16 protein-coding genes are annotated in these 15,124 nt (G+C 59.1%); 6 read left to right on the top strand and 10 right to left on the bottom strand.

Annotated features, from left to right (window positions below; translation table 11 throughout):
* Positions 1-166 precede the first annotated feature (166 nt).
* Together ylqF and RCH09_RS17505 are read right to left on the bottom strand one after the other, a co-directional pair.
* The gene (gene ylqF, locus RCH09_RS17510) at positions 167-1,072 is read right to left on the bottom strand and encodes a ribosome biogenesis GTPase YlqF (protein WP_442785054.1); all 906 of its coding nucleotides are present in this window, start codon (positions 1,070-1,072) and stop codon (positions 167-169) included.
* A 100-nt stretch (positions 1,073-1,172) separates the two neighbouring features.
* Complete coding sequence (locus tag RCH09_RS17505) at positions 1,173-2,123, bottom strand: histone deacetylase family protein (RefSeq protein ID WP_326942429.1); 951 nt, start codon at positions 2,121-2,123, stop codon at positions 1,173-1,175.
* Between the two features lie 162 nt (positions 2,124-2,285).
* On the opposite strand from RCH09_RS17505, the gene RCH09_RS17500 reads away from it, so the two are divergent.
* Genes RCH09_RS17500 through mltB form a run of 4 tightly spaced genes read left to right on the top strand, consistent with a single transcriptional unit; the run spans position 2,286 to position 7,327 of the window.
* Positions 2,286-3,206, top strand: coding sequence for an AAA family ATPase (locus RCH09_RS17500; protein ID WP_326942428.1), 921 nt, complete (start codon positions 2,286-2,288; stop codon positions 3,204-3,206).
* A 4-nt stretch (positions 3,207-3,210) separates the two neighbouring features.
* On the top strand, positions 3,211-4,200 hold the full coding sequence (locus RCH09_RS17495) for a DUF58 domain-containing protein (RefSeq protein ID WP_442785055.1): 990 nt from the start codon (positions 3,211-3,213) through the stop codon (positions 4,198-4,200).
* Positions 4,200-6,206, top strand: a complete 2,007-nt coding sequence (locus tag RCH09_RS17490) for a transglutaminase TgpA family protein (RefSeq protein WP_326942427.1) — start codon at positions 4,200-4,202, stop codon at positions 6,204-6,206. The genes RCH09_RS17495 and RCH09_RS17490 overlap by 1 nt, the downstream gene beginning before the upstream one ends.
* On the top strand, positions 6,200-7,327 hold the full coding sequence (mltB, locus tag RCH09_RS17485; protein ID WP_326942426.1) for a lytic murein transglycosylase B: 1,128 nt from the start codon (positions 6,200-6,202) through the stop codon (positions 7,325-7,327). Before RCH09_RS17490 ends, mltB begins: the two co-directional genes overlap by 7 nt.
* Here the strand turns inward: mltB and RCH09_RS17480 are convergent.
* Positions 7,314-7,853: a YaeQ family protein gene (locus RCH09_RS17480; protein WP_326942425.1), complete on the bottom strand. Its 540-nt coding sequence runs from the start codon at positions 7,851-7,853 to the stop codon at positions 7,314-7,316. The genes mltB and RCH09_RS17480 overlap by 14 nt on opposite strands.
* A gap of 122 nt (positions 7,854-7,975) precedes the next feature.
* On the opposite strand from RCH09_RS17480, the gene RCH09_RS17475 reads away from it, so the two are divergent.
* Both RCH09_RS17475 and RCH09_RS17470 read left to right on the top strand, forming a co-directional pair.
* Positions 7,976-8,554 carry a DUF1415 domain-containing protein gene (locus RCH09_RS17475; RefSeq protein WP_326942424.1) on the top strand — a complete coding sequence of 193 codons (579 nt, stop codon included), beginning with the start codon at positions 7,976-7,978 and terminating at the stop codon, positions 8,552-8,554.
* A gap of 411 nt (positions 8,555-8,965) precedes the next feature.
* A complete protein-coding gene (locus RCH09_RS17470; RefSeq protein WP_326942423.1) occupies positions 8,966-9,271 on the top strand; it encodes a hypothetical protein in 306 nt (101 codons plus the stop codon).
* 64 nt (positions 9,272-9,335) lie between these two features.
* On the opposite strand, the gene cysM is transcribed toward RCH09_RS17470, so the two are convergent.
* The 7 genes from cysM to RCH09_RS17435 form a co-directional block, all read right to left on the bottom strand.
* Entirely contained in the window at positions 9,336-10,238 is a 903-nt protein-coding gene (gene cysM / locus RCH09_RS17465) for a cysteine synthase CysM (protein WP_326942422.1), read from the bottom strand.
* 76 nt (positions 10,239-10,314) lie between these two features.
* Complete coding sequence (locus tag RCH09_RS17460; RefSeq protein ID WP_326942421.1) at positions 10,315-10,701, bottom strand: ComEA family DNA-binding protein; 387 nt, start codon at positions 10,699-10,701, stop codon at positions 10,315-10,317.
* A 109-nt stretch (positions 10,702-10,810) separates the two neighbouring features.
* Complete coding sequence (gene rfaE1, locus RCH09_RS17455; RefSeq protein ID WP_326942420.1) at positions 10,811-11,737, bottom strand: D-glycero-beta-D-manno-heptose-7-phosphate kinase; 927 nt, start codon at positions 11,735-11,737, stop codon at positions 10,811-10,813.
* 2 nt (positions 11,738-11,739) lie between these two features.
* The gene (locus RCH09_RS17450) at positions 11,740-13,113 is read right to left on the bottom strand and encodes a UDP-glucose dehydrogenase family protein (protein WP_326942419.1); all 1,374 of its coding nucleotides are present in this window, start codon (positions 13,111-13,113) and stop codon (positions 11,740-11,742) included.
* Positions 13,114-13,155: 42 nt separating this feature from the next.
* Entirely contained in the window at positions 13,156-14,331 is a 1,176-nt protein-coding gene (lapB, locus tag RCH09_RS17445; protein ID WP_326942418.1) for a lipopolysaccharide assembly protein LapB, read from the bottom strand.
* 33 nt (positions 14,332-14,364) lie between these two features.
* Positions 14,365-14,679 carry a LapA family protein gene (locus tag RCH09_RS17440; protein ID WP_326942417.1) on the bottom strand — a complete coding sequence of 105 codons (315 nt, stop codon included), beginning with the start codon at positions 14,677-14,679 and terminating at the stop codon, positions 14,365-14,367.
* Between the two features lie 129 nt (positions 14,680-14,808).
* Entirely contained in the window at positions 14,809-15,114 is a 306-nt protein-coding gene (locus tag RCH09_RS17435) for an integration host factor subunit beta (protein ID WP_326942415.1), read from the bottom strand.
* Positions 15,115-15,124: the final 10 nt, after the last annotated feature.

Below are 15,124 nucleotides of genomic sequence, written 5' to 3'. Positions count from 1 at the left end.
CAAGCTTAAGGCGAAAAAAAATGCAAGGACGGCTGCGCCGTCCGCGTTATCCTTCCCCGCCCTGAAGGACGAGGTTTGTCACGCATTCCGATCAAGGCTGCCATGGCAACCATGGCAGAACACGGCAAGTGAGAATGCGGGCCGACGGCCTGAACGTGCAGCTGCGTCAGTTGCGGTAATTGTCGTTTGGCTCGTCAACCAGGGCGGCCTTCGCGGCAGCCTTGGCCAACTGCGCAGCCTCGTACTCGGCCAGCAGCGCAGCGCGGGTCTGCGGTGTCTCCAGCGAGATCCGTCCGAGCGCACCGCTGCGATAATCCTGCAACAAGGTGTGCGCTGCCTTTTCCAGATCGACGCCCTTGCCCTTGAGCTTGAAACCCCGCCGCAGCGCCACCGCTTCGACAATCCCGACGCCGTCCATGCCCTCGGTCTTGACGCCATAGCGCGCCGCCAGCAGTTCGGGATAACGCACCAGCAGTGCATCGCCGAGGAAGGTCGCCACCTCTTCTTCAATCAGCGCATTGCTGCCGATTGCATGGCTTGCAGCCAGCATCAAGCCATCACTGGGATGCTGGATCTTTGGCCACAGCATGCCGGGGGTATCGGTGAGCACCATGTTGTTGCCGAGGTAGAGACGCTGCTGCATTTTTGTCACGGCCGGTTCGTCGCCAACCTTGGCGACGCGCTTCTTGAGCAGTGCATTCATCAGCGTCGATTTGCCCACGTTCGGAATGCCCATGATCATGATGCGCAACGGCTTCAACGGAGTGCCGCGATGCGGCGCAATTTTCAGGCACAAGGCGGGGATCTTGGCAACATCGGCAGGCAGCTTGCAGCTGAGTGCGACCGCGTGCACATCCGGCTGCAAATTGTAAAACGCAATCCACGCCTGGGTCACGGCGGGATCAGCGATATCGCTCTTGTTAAGAATTTTCAGGCAGGGGCGCTGACGGTCGCTGCGCAGCTGTTCGATCATCGGATTGCAGCTGGCTTGCGGCAGGCGTGCATCGAGCACCTCGATGACCATGTCGACTTTCTCCATGGCTTCGGCCGCCTTCTTGCGGGCGGCGTTCATGTGACCTGGGTACCATTGGATAGACATCGACGGGGTGATCCTGTAAAAAGCAGGTCGCTATTCTAACCGCAACGCCTGCCGCCGGACATTATCCGGCGCGCTAATCGAGTTCGGCCAGCGCTTTCAGATGCGCCACCACACTGCGGCCCAGCGCTGACAGGTTGTAGCCGCCCTCAAGGCAACTGACGATGCGCCCGCCCGCATACTGCTTCGCGATCGCCATGATCTGGCGCGTGATCCAGGCATAATCGGCTTCGACCAGCCCCATCTGCCCGAGATCGTCTTCACGATGCGCGTCGAATCCGGCCGAGATGAAAATCATCTGCGGCGCGTGGGCATGCAACGCCGGTATCCATTTGTCGAGTATGGCCTGACGCACCGCCGCGCCGGCGCTGAAGGCCGGCACGCCGACATTGACCATGTTGTGCAAACCCGGCCGGCTGCCGGTATCGCTGCAAAACGGGTACAGGTTCTCCTGGAAGAAACTGGCCATCAGCACGCGCGGCTCATCGCGGAAGGCCTCGTGCGTGCCATTGCCGTGATGGACATCGAAGTCGATGATCGCAACGCGCTGGAGGCCATGGACATCGAGTGCGTGGCGCACCGCAATGGCCACATTATTGAACAGGCAAAATCCCATCGGTGCCAGCGGCGTCGCATGATGCCCCGGCGGACGAATCGCACAGAACGCGTTGTCGAGCTCACCGGCAATGACCGCATCGGTCGCCGCCAGCGCCGCTCCGGCTGCGCTCAGCGCCGCCTTCAGGCTGAAGGCATTGAGCAAGGTGTCCGGATCGAGCGGGTAATGCCGCTCGGCGCCCTCGCTCTCGGCCGGCACATTGTCCACCACCAATGCGATGGCGGCTGGCGAATGCACCGTGGCCAGCGTCGTCAGCGTTGCCGGCGCCGCGTCGCGGTACTCCAGAAACTGATCAATACGGCTGGCGATCAGCTGATCTTCGATCGCCTGCAGACGGGCCGGGCATTCAGGATGCCAGGTCCCCATCTCGTGGAGTTTGCAATCGGCCGGACTAAAAAAACCTGTGCTCATGGACCCTCGTCGCGTGGCATGCTGGAATCATCGAAGTGTTGCCAGAGCAACTCTCCGGGTTCTCGAATAGAATCTCTCCAGTTTAACCATGATCGCATCAAAACAATACCTCCCGGCGCAACTGCCGCCGCATTCCCCTCGAATTTTCAATCAGGCCAAAGCATGCTTTCCAAAGTTCACGCGGCTGCAAAACAAATCAACCAGATCATCGTCGGCAAGGAGCATCAGGTGCGCCAGGCGCTGGTCTGTCTGCTGGCAGGCGGTCATCTGCTGATTGAAGATGTTCCGGGCGTGGGCAAGACCACGCTGGCCCACGCGCTGGCATTGTCACTCGGGCTGCAATTCAACCGGGTGCAGTTCACCAGCGATTTGCTGCCGGCGGATGTGATCGGGGTGTCGATATTCGATCGCGACACCAGCGGCTTCGTATTTCATCCGGGGCCGATTTTTACCCAGGTCCTGCTGGGCGATGAAATCAATCGCGCCACGCCAAAAACCCAGTCGGCGCTGCTGGAAGCCATGGAGGAGCGGCAAGTGACGTCCGATGGCGTGACGCGCGACTTGCCGCAACCATTCTTTGTCATCGCCACGCAAAACCCGACCCACCAGATCGGCACATTCCAGTTGCCTGAGTCGCAGCTGGATCGCTTTCTGATGTGTTTGTCGCTCGGTTACCCGGATGCCGCCGCCGAACGGGCGCTGCTGCTGGGCGAGGACCGCCGCAGCATGCTCAAGGCGCTCAAGAGCGCGATGCAGCCCGAAGAGATGCTCGCCGCACGCGCTGCGCTGGGCGCGATTCACACCTCCGAAAAATTGATCGACTATGTCCATGCGCTGGTACTGGCCTCGCGCCAGAATGGCCTGTTTCAGGAAGGCATGAGCCCGCGTGCGGCGATCGCACTGGTGCAAGCGGCGCGCGCGTGGGCCGCGCTGGAGGGGCGCAATCACGTCATCCCGGAAGATGTACAGGCCGTGCTGATTCCTGTCACGGCACACCGTTTGCGACCGCTGAAATCGAGCAGCGGTTCGGCGCTGGCCAGCCGCGATCTGGTGGCGCAGATGATGAAATCGATCGCGCTCTGAGGGGATCATCGTGATCCGCGCACGCGTGCAGAAATCACTGGATCGCTGGCTGTTCCGGCTCACCGGTCCGGAGCCGGGCGAGGTGTTCCTCAACCAGCGCCGGGTCTTCATCGTGCCCACCGGGGCCGGCTGGGGCTTTGGCGCCACGCTGATCGTGTTGTTCATTGGCTCGGTCAACTACAATCTCAACCTGGGCTTTGCCTTCACGTTTTTGATCGCCGCCTGCGCGGTGGTCGACATGCATCTGACGTTCCGCAATCTGGCCCACTTGTCCCTCTCGGCAGGACGGGCTGCGCCGGTTTTCTGCGGCGACATGGCACAGTTCGAACTGCACCTGATCAACCGGCGCAAACATGACAGATATGCGATCTGGCTCGATTTCATTGGCATTGACGCACCTGTGATAGCCCAAGCCGCCGATATCTCGGCATCGTCCACCTCGGATGTCGTACTGAGCATGCCAAGCACCACCCGTGGCTGGCTGCAGGCGCCGCGGGTGCGGCTGGTGACGCGCTTTCCGCTCGGCTTGCTGCGGGCCTGGAGTTACTGGCAGCCCGACGCCCGTGTGCTGGTGTATCCGCATCCGGAGGAATTCGCGCCGCCGCTGCCAATGACTGCGCGCCCCACCGCGCAGGGCAATGGCAGCGCCGGTGACGATGACTTTGCCGGCATCCGCGCCTATCAGGTGGGGGATTCGATGCGGCATCTGGCGTGGCGACAAATTGCGCGCGTCGATCTGTCGCTCGGCGGCGCGCTGGTCACCAAGCATTTTGAAGGCGGTGCCAGCAGCGATCTGGTGATTGATTTCGCGGCATTGCCTCGCACCATGGATCCGGAGCTGAAACTGTCGCGCATGACCGGTTGGGTGCTGGAGGCGGAACGGTGCGGACTGCCGTATGGGTTCCGGCTCGGGGCGTTTGCGCTCGGCCCGGCGCTGGGCGTGGCGCAACAGGCTGCCTGTTTGCAGGCACTGGCTGAATTCGAGGTGGGCTGATGCGCAACGCGTTCACGCTCAAGCCCCGGCCGATGTCGCGCGACAAGGCCGACATGCTCAATCTGCTGACCGCCTGCATGCTGGTGCTGCTGCCGCATTTCATGCATCTGCCGATCTGGGTATCGGTGCTGGTGGTGGCATTGCTCGGCTGGCGCGGCTGGATCACCTTCGCCGGCAACCGGCTGCCGCCGCGATGGGTGTTGCTGCCGGTCTCGGTCATGGCAATGGGCGGCATTTATCTGGCCTTTCACACGCTGTTCGGACGCGATGCCGGGGTCGCGATGCTGGCCCTGCTGCTGGTGCTGAAGCTGCTGGAGATGCATGCCCGACGGGATTTGTTCGTGGTGCTGTTCCTGAGCTTTTTTTTACTCCTGACCAATTTCTTTTATTCGCAAAGCATTCCAACGGCATTGATGATGGGCGCCGCAGTCATTGCACTGTTGACCGCCCAGGTATCGTTCCAGTACACCGGCGCGGTGCCGCCGTTCAAGAAGCGACTGCAGTTGGGAGGCATGATCTTCGGCCTTGCTGCGCCGCTGATGCTGGTGCTGTTCGTGCTGTTCCCGCGCATTCAAGGACCGCTCTGGGGCTTGCCGGGTGATGCCAACGGCGGCCGCACCGGGCTGTCGGATTCGATGACCCCGGGAATGATCTCATCGCTGGCGCAATCCGACGAAATTGCCTTTCGGGTCCGGTTCGATGATTCGGTGCCGGCGCAGTCGCTGCTCTACTGGCGCGCGACCGTATTGACGCGGTTCGATGGGCGCACCTGGACCCAGCTGGCGCAGACACCGATGGCGCCTGACAGCGTGCGCGTCACACCGGGCAGTCAACCGACGCGCTATCAGATCACGCTCGAACCGCATGGCAGGCGCTGGCTGTTTGCACTGGAGTCACCGGTCGCGGCGCCACAGATTCCCGGCAATGCGGCCTGGCTGGCCAATGATTTTCAATTGCTGGCGAGCCAGCGCATCGACACGCGCTTGCGCTATGACGTGACCTCGTGGACCCAATTTCAGATGCAAGCAAGCGAACCTCCCGACGACCTCGCCGAGGCGCTGCAGCTGCCGCCGGGCAGCAATCCGGCCACGTTGCAATTCGCCCGCCAGTTGCGCGAGCAGTCGACCGATCCGGCCGAATTGGTACGGCTGGTACTACAGTATTTCCGGCAGCAGCCATTCAGCTACACGCTCGAACCGCCGCTGCTCGGTCGCAATAGCGTCGACGATTTCCTGTTCTCGACCCGGGCCGGATTTTGCGAACATTATGCGGCTGCGTTCGTGGTGCTGATGCGCGACCTTGGCATCGCGGCGCGTGTGGTCACCGGCTATCAGGGCGGCGAGGTCAATCCAATCGACGGCTACATGGAAATTCGCCAGAGCGATGCGCACGCCTGGGCCGAGGTCAGGATTGCCGGACGCGGCTGGCTGCGCATTGACCCGACCGCTGCAGTTGCGCCAGAACGTATCCAGCGCAGCGTCGCCGGCAGTGCGCAACGCCGCCTGTTCGGTGGGCTGGTCAATCTGGCGCCATCGCGCGATTCGTGGCTGGCGCAGCTGCGATTGAGTTCCGACGCGCTGTCGAACTCCTGGAATCAATGGGTCTTGAGCTATTCGCCCGAGCGGCAGAAAAAACTGATCGGCTCGCTCGGTTTCGGCGAGGTCGACTGGGCGCTGCTGACCGCGCTGATGTTTGGGGCGAGCAGCATCGTGATGGCGGCGCTGATGCTGCCGCTGTTGATGAACCGGCCGCCGATGGATCGCGCCGAGGCAATGTATCGGGTGTTCTGCCGTCGGCTGGAGCGGATCGGCATCGTGCGTGCGCCGCATGAGGGACCGCAGGCGTTGGCAACGCGGATCGCCGGCAACACCCAAATGGCGGCGGATAAAAAAGACGCCGCCCGACGTTTCCTGGCGTCCTATGAAGCGCTTCAGTATGGTAGGGTGGATCCCCGCGAGCGCAACGCCGCGCTGGCACAACTCAAACTTCTCCTGACTGCATGCTGATCTCCAATTCAACGTTGCGCAAACGCCTTGCGCGTCTGTTTCTGCTTATCGCCACTGCCACTTGCCTGAGCGCCTGCGCCACGGATCTCGCACTGAAAGCCGCGCCGCGCGTCACTGCCCGGCCCGTCGCCACCGACACCGCCGGCGAGTTCACCGACTTCGCGCAATGGAAAGAGGTCGCTGATTTCATCGATCTGATGGTCACTCGCAACGGCTTTGATCGGCCTGAGCTGGAGCGGCTGTTCCACAACACCCGCTACGTCGACAGCACAATCCAACTGATGAAACCGGCCCCCGCAGGTCGGCCGAAGAATTGGCGCGCCTATCGCGCCCGTTTTGTCGAGCCGGTGCGGATCAACGGCGGGGTCAAGTTCTGGAACGACAACGCCGATGCACTGGCGCGCGCCGAAGCCCAGTTCGGCGTGCCGGCAGAGATCATCGTCGCCATCATCGGAGTCGAAACGGTGTATGGCCGCAACACCGGCAACTTCCGCGTCATGGATGCGATCACAACGCTGGCGTTTGCCTATCCCGATACGCCAACGCGCGTGGCACGCATGCAGTTCTTTCGCGGCGAGCTCGAGAACACCCTGCTGCTGGCGCGCGAGTCCGGCATCGACCCGCTGAGCTTGCTGGGGTCTTACGCCGGAGCGATCGGCTGGGCCCAGTTCATGCCTGGCAGCATTCGCCAGTATGCGGTGGACTTCGATGGCGACGGAAAAATCGATTTGCGCAATTCTCCGGCCGATGCAATTGGCAGTGTCGCCAGTTTTCTGGTGCAGCACGGCTGGCGCGCCGGCGAACCGATCGTCTTTCCCGCCAGCGTGAACCAGCCCACCACCAGCGATGGGCGAGCCTGGGACGCCTTCATCGGCCAAGGGCTGGAAGCCAAATTCAGTGTTGATGAATTGCGCATGGCCGGCGTGGTGCCGGGCGTGCAGCCACCCGATGGCATGTTGCTGGGACTGGTCGATCTGCAGAATGGCCCCGACGCACCGGAATACTGGCTTGGCGCCGCTAATTTTTTTGCCATCACCAAATATAACCGCAGCTTTTTCTACGCGATGTCGGTGGTCGACCTGAGTCGTGCGGTACGGGCAAACAGGGCTATGCAGCCTTGAGTGTGGTCAGGTCGATCTGCAGCGTCTCGCCATTGCCGCTGATCCAGATTTCGCCGTCCTGCATGGTGTACTGCAGTTGCATGTTGCGCTGCGCCAGTCTGGCCATTTCCTGACTGGTGGCGCTGGACAGGTTGATCACTTCCAGGTTCCTGGCACGATCAACCCGAGCTCCGGTTTGTCCCCACCAGATGGCGCTGTTGCTGCTGTAGCTATAAATCATCACTTTGGCGGCACGGCCGCAGGCTTTCAGAATGCGGCGGTCATCTGGTTGGCCGACATCAATCCATAAATCGATCGCCCCGGTCAGGTCCTTCTGCCAGATGTCCGGCTCCTCGGCGTCGCTCAAGCCCTTGGCGAAGACCAGCGCCTCATGCGCATGCCGGGCAAATGCTAGCAGCCGCACCATCATGCGCTCATCCGTTTCGGACGGATGCCGTGCCAGCGTCAACTGGTGGCTCTGGTAATAATGCCGGTCCATGTCGGCAATCTGGATGTCTGCTTTGAAGATGGTTGCCTTGATTGCCATTGCTGATCACTTTTCTCGATTACCGGGGATTGCCGCGGGCTGCGAAGCATAGCCGATCATGCTTGTCGCGGGCGGTCTTTTCTCTATAATGCTCGGCCAGCCACACTGAATGTTTGCGTCCAATGACTGCTCCTCAAGCCTGTGTACCGCCAGATCCGGCGTTGGTCGTCAAGACAACCCGCAAGTGGCTTGAACTCGCCGTAATCGGATTAAACCTTTGCCCCTTTGCCAAGTCGGTGTTCGTGCACGACCAGATTCGCTATGTTGTTAGTGACGCGACGACTGAAACGGCATTGCTGGTCGAACTGCGGCTTGCGCTGTCGGACCTGATGCAGGCGGACCCCGATCGTGTCGAGACTACGCTGTTGATCCATCCTGGCGTGCTGGCCAATTTTTCTGACTATAACGATTTCCTGGAACCGGCCGACGCATTGTTATGCGATATGGAACTCGACGGCGTGTTGCAGATTGCCAGCTTTCATCCGGACTATCAATTTGCCGGCACAGCGCCGGACGACATTGAAAACGCAACCAACCGCTCGCCTTGGCCGATACTGCACTTGCTGCGCGAAAGCAGCATTGATCGCGCCGTCCTCGCATTTCCGGACGCATCCAACATCTTCGAGCGCAATATCGCCTTGCTCCATCAAATCGGACAAACCGGCTGGGATCAATTACAACGCCGCATAATGACCGAGTAAGTACCTGCTGACCGGCGATGTCGCACCTCGACCGGGTTGCGAATTATCAAAATATTCTTAGGCCTATTGTCTAAACTAATTTTGGTGGGCGCGAACGCAGTGTCTGACGGAATCAGCTTGCGGCGTCGCTTTTTTGACCGCGTCGAGCACCAGAAGCATTGTCTGAATGACCATTTAGGTCAATTTTTCTTGCCTTACACCATCATTTTTAGCAAACTTGCTTTTACGTCATCGGATGGCGCGACACTATTTTCGCGCGAAGGAAATAAATACGCCGCGAATTGCAACTGTATCAATTTGATGCAGTCGAAGCATTAATTGCCAAAAATCCACATTCGTGGCGTTATTCCTTGTACAATTAACTTGCCTTAAGGAATTATTTATATTATGACAACCCAGCTAGAGCATTCCATGACCAGCAATCGCCTCTCGGACCAATTAGCCTATGACCCCAACAACCTGTTGGACTCGCTGATTGAAAAGCTTAATTTGAAAAACGATGCTGCACTGTCGCGTGCACTTGAGGTCGCACCGCCGGTGATTAGCAAGATTCGCCATCGCCGCTTGCCAGTTGGCGCTTCATTGTTAATCCGGATGCACGAAGTCAGCGACCTGAGCATCCGCGACCTGCGCATTCTGATGGGCGACCGCCGTGACAAATTTCGCATCAGCGACAAGCAGTTCAAGCCAAAGGACGGCGTCGAATCACACGAGTAAAGTGTCACTTGTCCTGGATCTCGGGATAGTTGCCGTTGTGCGGCAAATCCCGCGACAGGTCATCTCAAGCTGGAAAAATCCCTGTTGAGAGATAGCGGTCCCCGCGATCACAAACAATGAACACGATGGTCGCGTTTTCCACGCTCTGGGAAATACGCAGCGCGACCTGGCAGGCTCCTGCCGCAGAAACACCGCAAAAAACACCCTCCTCGACTGCCAACCGACGTGCCATTGTTTCGGCTGCCGATTGACTGACGCTTTCTACCTGATCCACCCGCGACCGGTCGAAAATTTTTGGCAAGTAGGCTTCCGGCCATTTGCGAATCCCTGCGATCTGCGATCCTTCCTCGGGTTGCGCACCGACGATGCGGATCTCCGAATTCATTTCCTTTAAATACCGCGACACGCCCATGATGGTGCCAGTCGTTCCCATCGCGCTGACGAAATGGGTAATCGACCCGTTGGTATCGCGCCAAATTTCCGGACCGGTGCCGACATAATGTGCCAGCGGATTATCCGGATTGGCGAACTGGTCAAGAATGACACCCTCCCCATCCTTCTGCATTTTCTCCGCCAGATCGCGGGCATATTCCATGCCTCCGGTTTTTGGCGTCAGGATGATTTTCGCGCCGTAAGCGGCCATGCTTTGCTTGCGTTCTTCGCTGAGATTTTCCGGCATCAACAGCACCATCTTGTAGCCACGCATGGCCGCCACCATTGCCAGCGCAATGCCGGTGTTACCGCTGGTGGCTTCGATCAAGGTGTCACCAGGCTTGATGTCACCACGCGCTTCGGCACGTGAAATCATCGACAGGGCGGGACGATCCTTGACCGAACCGGCCGGGTTGTTTCCTTCAAGCTTGCCAAGAATAATGTTATTGCGCTGCCGGACCTCCTCGCCACCGATGCGATTGAGTTGAATCAGCGGCGTATTGCCGATGGTGTCTTCTAGAGTCAGGTAGGCCATGGGGTCGCATCACAGTGGAGTAAGGCGATATTCTAATCGCAGACTTCCTCCCGCGTACGAAGGCGGCCATACGCCCCTATGCTGACGGCTTTCTCGAGCCGTCCTTGCTGCCGTTGCGGGCTGGCTGAGCAGCCTTGGCAGCTGGCGCAGACGACGATTTTTGCTCAGCCTTCCCGGCCGCCGCGGCGCCATCAAGCGACTTCCCATTGATCGTCAATCCGGCATCGGACAATCGCTGTGCGCTCTTTGCCTTGATGCCTTTGACGCGCTGCTCGAGGTCGGCCCAATCCTTGAAATCGCCGCCCTTCTTTCTCTCGTCGAGAATTTTTTGCGACATGCTGGGACCAATTCCCTTGATGCCGTCCAGCGCAGCCTGGTCCGCCTTGTTGACGTCAACCGGCACCATTGCAAAGGACATCCCGGCGAAAGCGGCAGTCAGCGCAAACAGAAGTTTTTTCAGCATGATGAATCCTCGATGAATTAATGGACTTCCATTATTCATCGAGCGATTTACCGTGCGGCTGTTGCGGCTTTCAAAACGAGATTCCCGGTATGCATGCGGCAGGTTTGCGTCATGCGAACAACTCTTCCCGCGTAACCGTTGCCGTCCCCAGTTTGCCGACGACAATGCCCCCAGCCTTGTTGGCCCATTGCACCGCTTCCGGCAAGGTTTTTCCGGCGCTGAGCATGACTGCCATGGTGGCCATGACGGTGTCACCCGCGCCAGACACATCGAACACCTCGCGCGCCTGCGTGGGGAAATGCATCGTCTTATCCCCGGTGATCAGTGTCATGCCCTCTTCCGAGCGCGTCACAAGCAAGGCCTCCAGCCGCAATTGCACGCGGAGCCGCTGGGCTTTTTCAACGAATTCGCTTTCGTCACGCCACGCGCCGACCACCTGCCGGAACTCGGCCTTGTTTGGCGTCAGCAAAGTCGCGCCGGCATAGCGGGAAAAATCATCGCCTTTCGGATCAACGAGTGTGCGTTTCCCCAACCTGGTCGCGGTTGCTATCATCTCGGCGACGTTGACCAGGCTGCCCTTGGCGTAATCCGACATGACGATGATCGAATACTCGGGCAACAACGCGTTGAAGTTCATGAGCTTTTCACGCAGCACGACCTGGCCCGGCGGGCTTTCAAAATCGATGCGCAGCAATTGCTGTTGACGACCGATCACACGTAATTTGACGATCGTGGAGATCATCGAATCCCGCTGCAAAAAATTCCCAATGTCGAGTTCGGCCAGTTTTCCTTCGATCAGCCGGCCGGCTTCGTCGTCCCCCACCACACCCAGCAAGCCGACATTGGCGCCCAGCGATGCTGCGTTACGCGCAACGTTGGCAGCACCACCCAGACGCTCCTCGGTTCGCTGCACGCGAACAATTGGAACGGGTGCTTCGGGCGAAATGCGGTTGACTTCACCGAACCAGTAACGGTCAAGCATGATGTCGCCCGCCACCAGAATGCGTCCCGGCGAAAACGCCGCAAGATCGTTCATGCTCAGCCCCGTGTCAGCACGGAACGGCCGATGCCATGGTATTCAACACCTGCCGTGGCCATGACTTCAGGCTCAAACAGGTTTCTTCCATCGAATATGACAGGTGCTTTCAGGAGCGACTTCAATTGGGCGAAATCAGGGCTGCGAAACGCTTTCCATTCGGTCACAATTGCCAGCGCGTCAGCGTCACGCAATGCGTCATTGGGGCTGTCGCAGAAGCGGATGCGGGAAAACGCCGCAGCGTCGCCGGCGAAATCCAGCGTCAATGCACGCCTGGCTTCCGGCATGGCAACCGGGTCATGCACCGCAACGCTTGCACCGGCGTCCAGCAGCGTGCGGATTAACACGCGCGAGGATGCTTCGCGCATGTCGTCGGTATTGGGCTTGAATGCCAAACCCCAGATCGCAAAGTGCTTGCCCTGCAAATCACTGCCGAACCGCGCCAGGATTTTCTTGCCAAGCACGTGCTTCTGGCGATTGTTGACGGCCTCGACGGCACGCAAGATCAGTAGATCCTGGCCATACGCACGCGCAGTGCGCTCCAGCGCCTGCACATCCTTCGGAAAGCAGGATCCGCCATAGCCGCAACCCGCGTACAGGAAACTGTAGCCGATGCGTGGATCCGAACCGATGCCATGCCGTACCGCCTCGATATCAGCACCCACGTGGTCAGCCAGATTGGCCAATTCGTTCATGAACGAAATCCGCGTTGCCAGCATGGCATTGGCGGCGTACTTGGTAAATTCCGCCGACCGCACGTCCATCCAGAAAGTACGTTCGTGATTGCGGTTGAAGGGGGCATACAGGCTTTTCATCAACGCGTGCGCCTGCAGTCCTTCGGCGGATGCATCACAGCCGATGACGATGCGATCCGGTCGCATGAAGTCTTCTACCGCAGCACCCTCTTTCAGAAACTCGGGATTCGACACGACCGAGAACTTTTCGTGACTGCCACGCGTAGTGAGCTCCTGTTGCACCGCGGCGGCCACCTTGTCGGCGGTACCCACCGGCACAGTGGACTTGTCGACGATGACCTTGAAGCCGGTCATATACTTGCCGATGTTGCGGGCGGCGGCTACGACGTACTGCAGATCGGCCGAGCCATCCTCATCGGGTGGCGTTCCTACCGCAATGAATTGAATCTCGCCGTGCGCGACCCCTGCCGCGATATCGGTTGAGAATTTCAGCCGGCCGGACGCACGATTGCGTGCCACGATATCGCCCAGGCCCGGTTCATGAATCGGAATGCCGCCGCTGTTGAGGATATCGATCTTGCGCTGGTCGAGATCGAGACAAAACACATCATTGCCGAGCTCGGCCAGGCAGGCCCCGGTGACGAGACCGACATAGCCGGTACCTACAATAGTAATTTTCATGGTGATCCTGTAGCAAAGGCGTCGCCGAAGCGGACGCGCGGTTTAGTTCATGACATTGAGTTCTTCGGTACGACGTGGCGGATAGGTTTCCCACTGGCTGCATCCCGGGCATTGCCAATAGAACTGGCGCGCCTTGAAACCACAATGGCTGCATTGATACCGTGCCAGCTTCTGCGCATATCCGTGCACCAGATTCTTCACCAGCGACAGTTCGGGCCGCACCTCCGGCTGTGCATTCATCAGCCTGGCTTCGAGCAATTTGTCGAGGCCCAGCAGCGTAGGCGTGCGACGCAATTCGTCACTGACAAGCTGATTGGCGGCATCGACGCCATCGAGTTCAAGCACCGCCTTGAAGACAACTTCAAGAAGGTCGATCGACGAGGCTTCGGCCAGATAGGACTTCAGCAGGTTGGCACCTTCCTGGGCGCGGCCGACCGCACCATAGCCATCCATCAGCCGCTGCGCCACCAGTCCGACATGCGGCACGCTTTGCTGCTCGACCCGACGCCACGCCAGCAATGCCGCTTCGGTTTCACCGCGGGCCAGAAACACGTCACCCATCAGCATCGTCGCGCGCACATTCTTGCGGTCGGCGGCCAGTGCCTTTTCGAGCACCTGCATGGCTGCGTCGGCGTGCGTGTGCACCAGTTCATCCTGCGCAATTTCACAATAAAACTGCGCGATTTCTTTCTGGCGACCACCCGCTCCGGATTCCTTCAGCGCGTTGGCGGCATCGATCGCGCGGGTCCATTCCTTTTCGCGCTGATAAATTTCAAGTAATGCGCGCCGCGCCTGCGCGCTGTACTGCGTGTCGACCAGCAGATTGAAAGTTTCTTCGGCACGATCCAGCAAGCCGGCTTTCAGATAATCCTGCCCGAGTTCGTACTGCGCATGGACCTGATGTTCCAGCGGAAGGTCCGGCCGCGCCAGCAAATTCTGATGCACCCGGATTGCGCGCTCTGTTTCGCCACGACGCCGGAACAGGTTACCCAGTGCAAAGTGCAGTTCGACTGTTTCCGGGTCAAGCTTGACGATCTCGATGAATGCGTCGATGGCCTTGTCCGGTTGCTCATTGAGCAGAAAATTCAATCCTTTGAAATACCCGCGCGGCAGGCTGCGCGATTCGGAAATCAGTTGTCGAATATCGACTCGCGCCGCAATCCAGCCCAGGCCGAAAAATACCGGGATACCGAGTAACCACCAGATTTCAAATTCCATGCGGCGGTCTGGTTTTCATGCATTGATCAAGGTTCATTTGGTGACAATGGAGTCCGGTTGCGGTTGTTGGGTGCGCATCGCGCGTTGTGCTTCCTGTTCATGCATCATGGTCGAGATCACGTTCTTTTGGCGCGACAGTTCGCGCCGATGCCGCACGAATGACGGCAACATGCCGACGATGCCGAGCACGGCGCCAATCAGGAAAAATCCAAAGAGCAGCAATACCAGCGGTCCGCGAATCTCATAGCCAAGAAAGAAGCTCAAGGCCGCTTCCTGGGTGTTTTTCAGCGCGAAGCCAAAAAAAACAATCGCGACAAACGCTGACAACAATTTGAGAAGGAATTTCATCGTGCCTGTCCTTTGATGTCCGGTCGCGCGTTGACGGCCGTGACGCGCGGCTGTCTCATGCAAACCCCGAAATTGTACGTGAAAAAAAACGGCATCCTAAGATGCCGTTTCGATTTTAATGCAAACAACTCAGTCTTCGATGATCGGTTGCCCGACCATTGCGTCAACCCGCTCACGCAACTCCTTGCCTGGCTTGAAATGCGGCACCCGTTTCTCCGGCACCATCACTTTGTCACCCGACTTGGGGTTGCGACCAATCCTCGGCGGCCTGCTGTTCAGGGCAAAGCTGCCAAATCCACGAATTTCAATGCGCTGACCGGTCGCCAAGGCGTCCGCCATCGCATCGAGAATCGTCTTGACCGCGTAATCCGCATCTTTTGCAACCAGTTGCGGATAACGCTCGGCCAGGCGGGCAATCAACTCCGACTTTGTCATTGATAGTTCC

This window comes from Actimicrobium sp. GrIS 1.19 (genome assembly GCF_035984655.1).
GTDB lineage: Bacteria > Pseudomonadota > Gammaproteobacteria > Burkholderiales > Burkholderiaceae_D > Actimicrobium.
Note: the sequence above shows the minus strand (reverse complement) of the source record. Positions and strands in the feature narration are given on the sequence as shown.

Excerpts from the sequence above, each read along its gene's own strand:
- ylqF (WP_442785054.1), bottom strand. The coding sequence starts at position 1,072 with ATGAACGCCGCCCGCAAGAAGGCGGCCGAAGCCATGGAGAAAGTCGAC.
- RCH09_RS17505 (WP_326942429.1), bottom strand. The coding sequence starts at position 2,123 with ATGAGCACAGGTTTTTTTAGTCCGGCCGATTGCAAACTCCACGAGATG.
- RCH09_RS17500 (WP_326942428.1), top strand. The coding sequence starts at position 2,286 with ATGCTTTCCAAAGTTCACGCGGCTGCAAAACAAATCAACCAGATCATC.
- RCH09_RS17490 (WP_326942427.1), top strand. The coding sequence starts at position 4,200 with ATGCGCAACGCGTTCACGCTCAAGCCCCGGCCGATGTCGCGCGACAAG.
- mltB (WP_326942426.1), top strand. The coding sequence starts at position 6,200 with ATGCTGATCTCCAATTCAACGTTGCGCAAACGCCTTGCGCGTCTGTTT.
- RCH09_RS17480 (WP_326942425.1), bottom strand. The coding sequence starts at position 7,853 with ATGGCAATCAAGGCAACCATCTTCAAAGCAGACATCCAGATTGCCGAC.
- RCH09_RS17475 (WP_326942424.1), top strand. The coding sequence starts at position 7,976 with ATGACTGCTCCTCAAGCCTGTGTACCGCCAGATCCGGCGTTGGTCGTC.
- RCH09_RS17470 (WP_326942423.1), top strand. The coding sequence starts at position 8,966 with ATGACCAGCAATCGCCTCTCGGACCAATTAGCCTATGACCCCAACAAC.
- cysM (WP_326942422.1), bottom strand. The coding sequence starts at position 10,238 with ATGGCCTACCTGACTCTAGAAGACACCATCGGCAATACGCCGCTGATT.
- RCH09_RS17460 (WP_326942421.1), bottom strand. The coding sequence starts at position 10,701 with ATGCTGAAAAAACTTCTGTTTGCGCTGACTGCCGCTTTCGCCGGGATG.
- rfaE1 (WP_326942420.1), bottom strand. The coding sequence starts at position 11,737 with ATGAACGATCTTGCGGCGTTTTCGCCGGGACGCATTCTGGTGGCGGGC.
- RCH09_RS17450 (WP_326942419.1), bottom strand. The coding sequence starts at position 13,113 with ATGAAAATTACTATTGTAGGTACCGGCTATGTCGGTCTCGTCACCGGG.
- lapB (WP_326942418.1), bottom strand. The coding sequence starts at position 14,331 with ATGGAATTTGAAATCTGGTGGTTACTCGGTATCCCGGTATTTTTCGGC.
- RCH09_RS17440 (WP_326942417.1), bottom strand. The coding sequence starts at position 14,679 with ATGAAATTCCTTCTCAAATTGTTGTCAGCGTTTGTCGCGATTGTTTTT.
- RCH09_RS17435 (WP_326942415.1), bottom strand. The coding sequence starts at position 15,114 with ATGACAAAGTCGGAGTTGATTGCCCGCCTGGCCGAGCGTTATCCGCAA.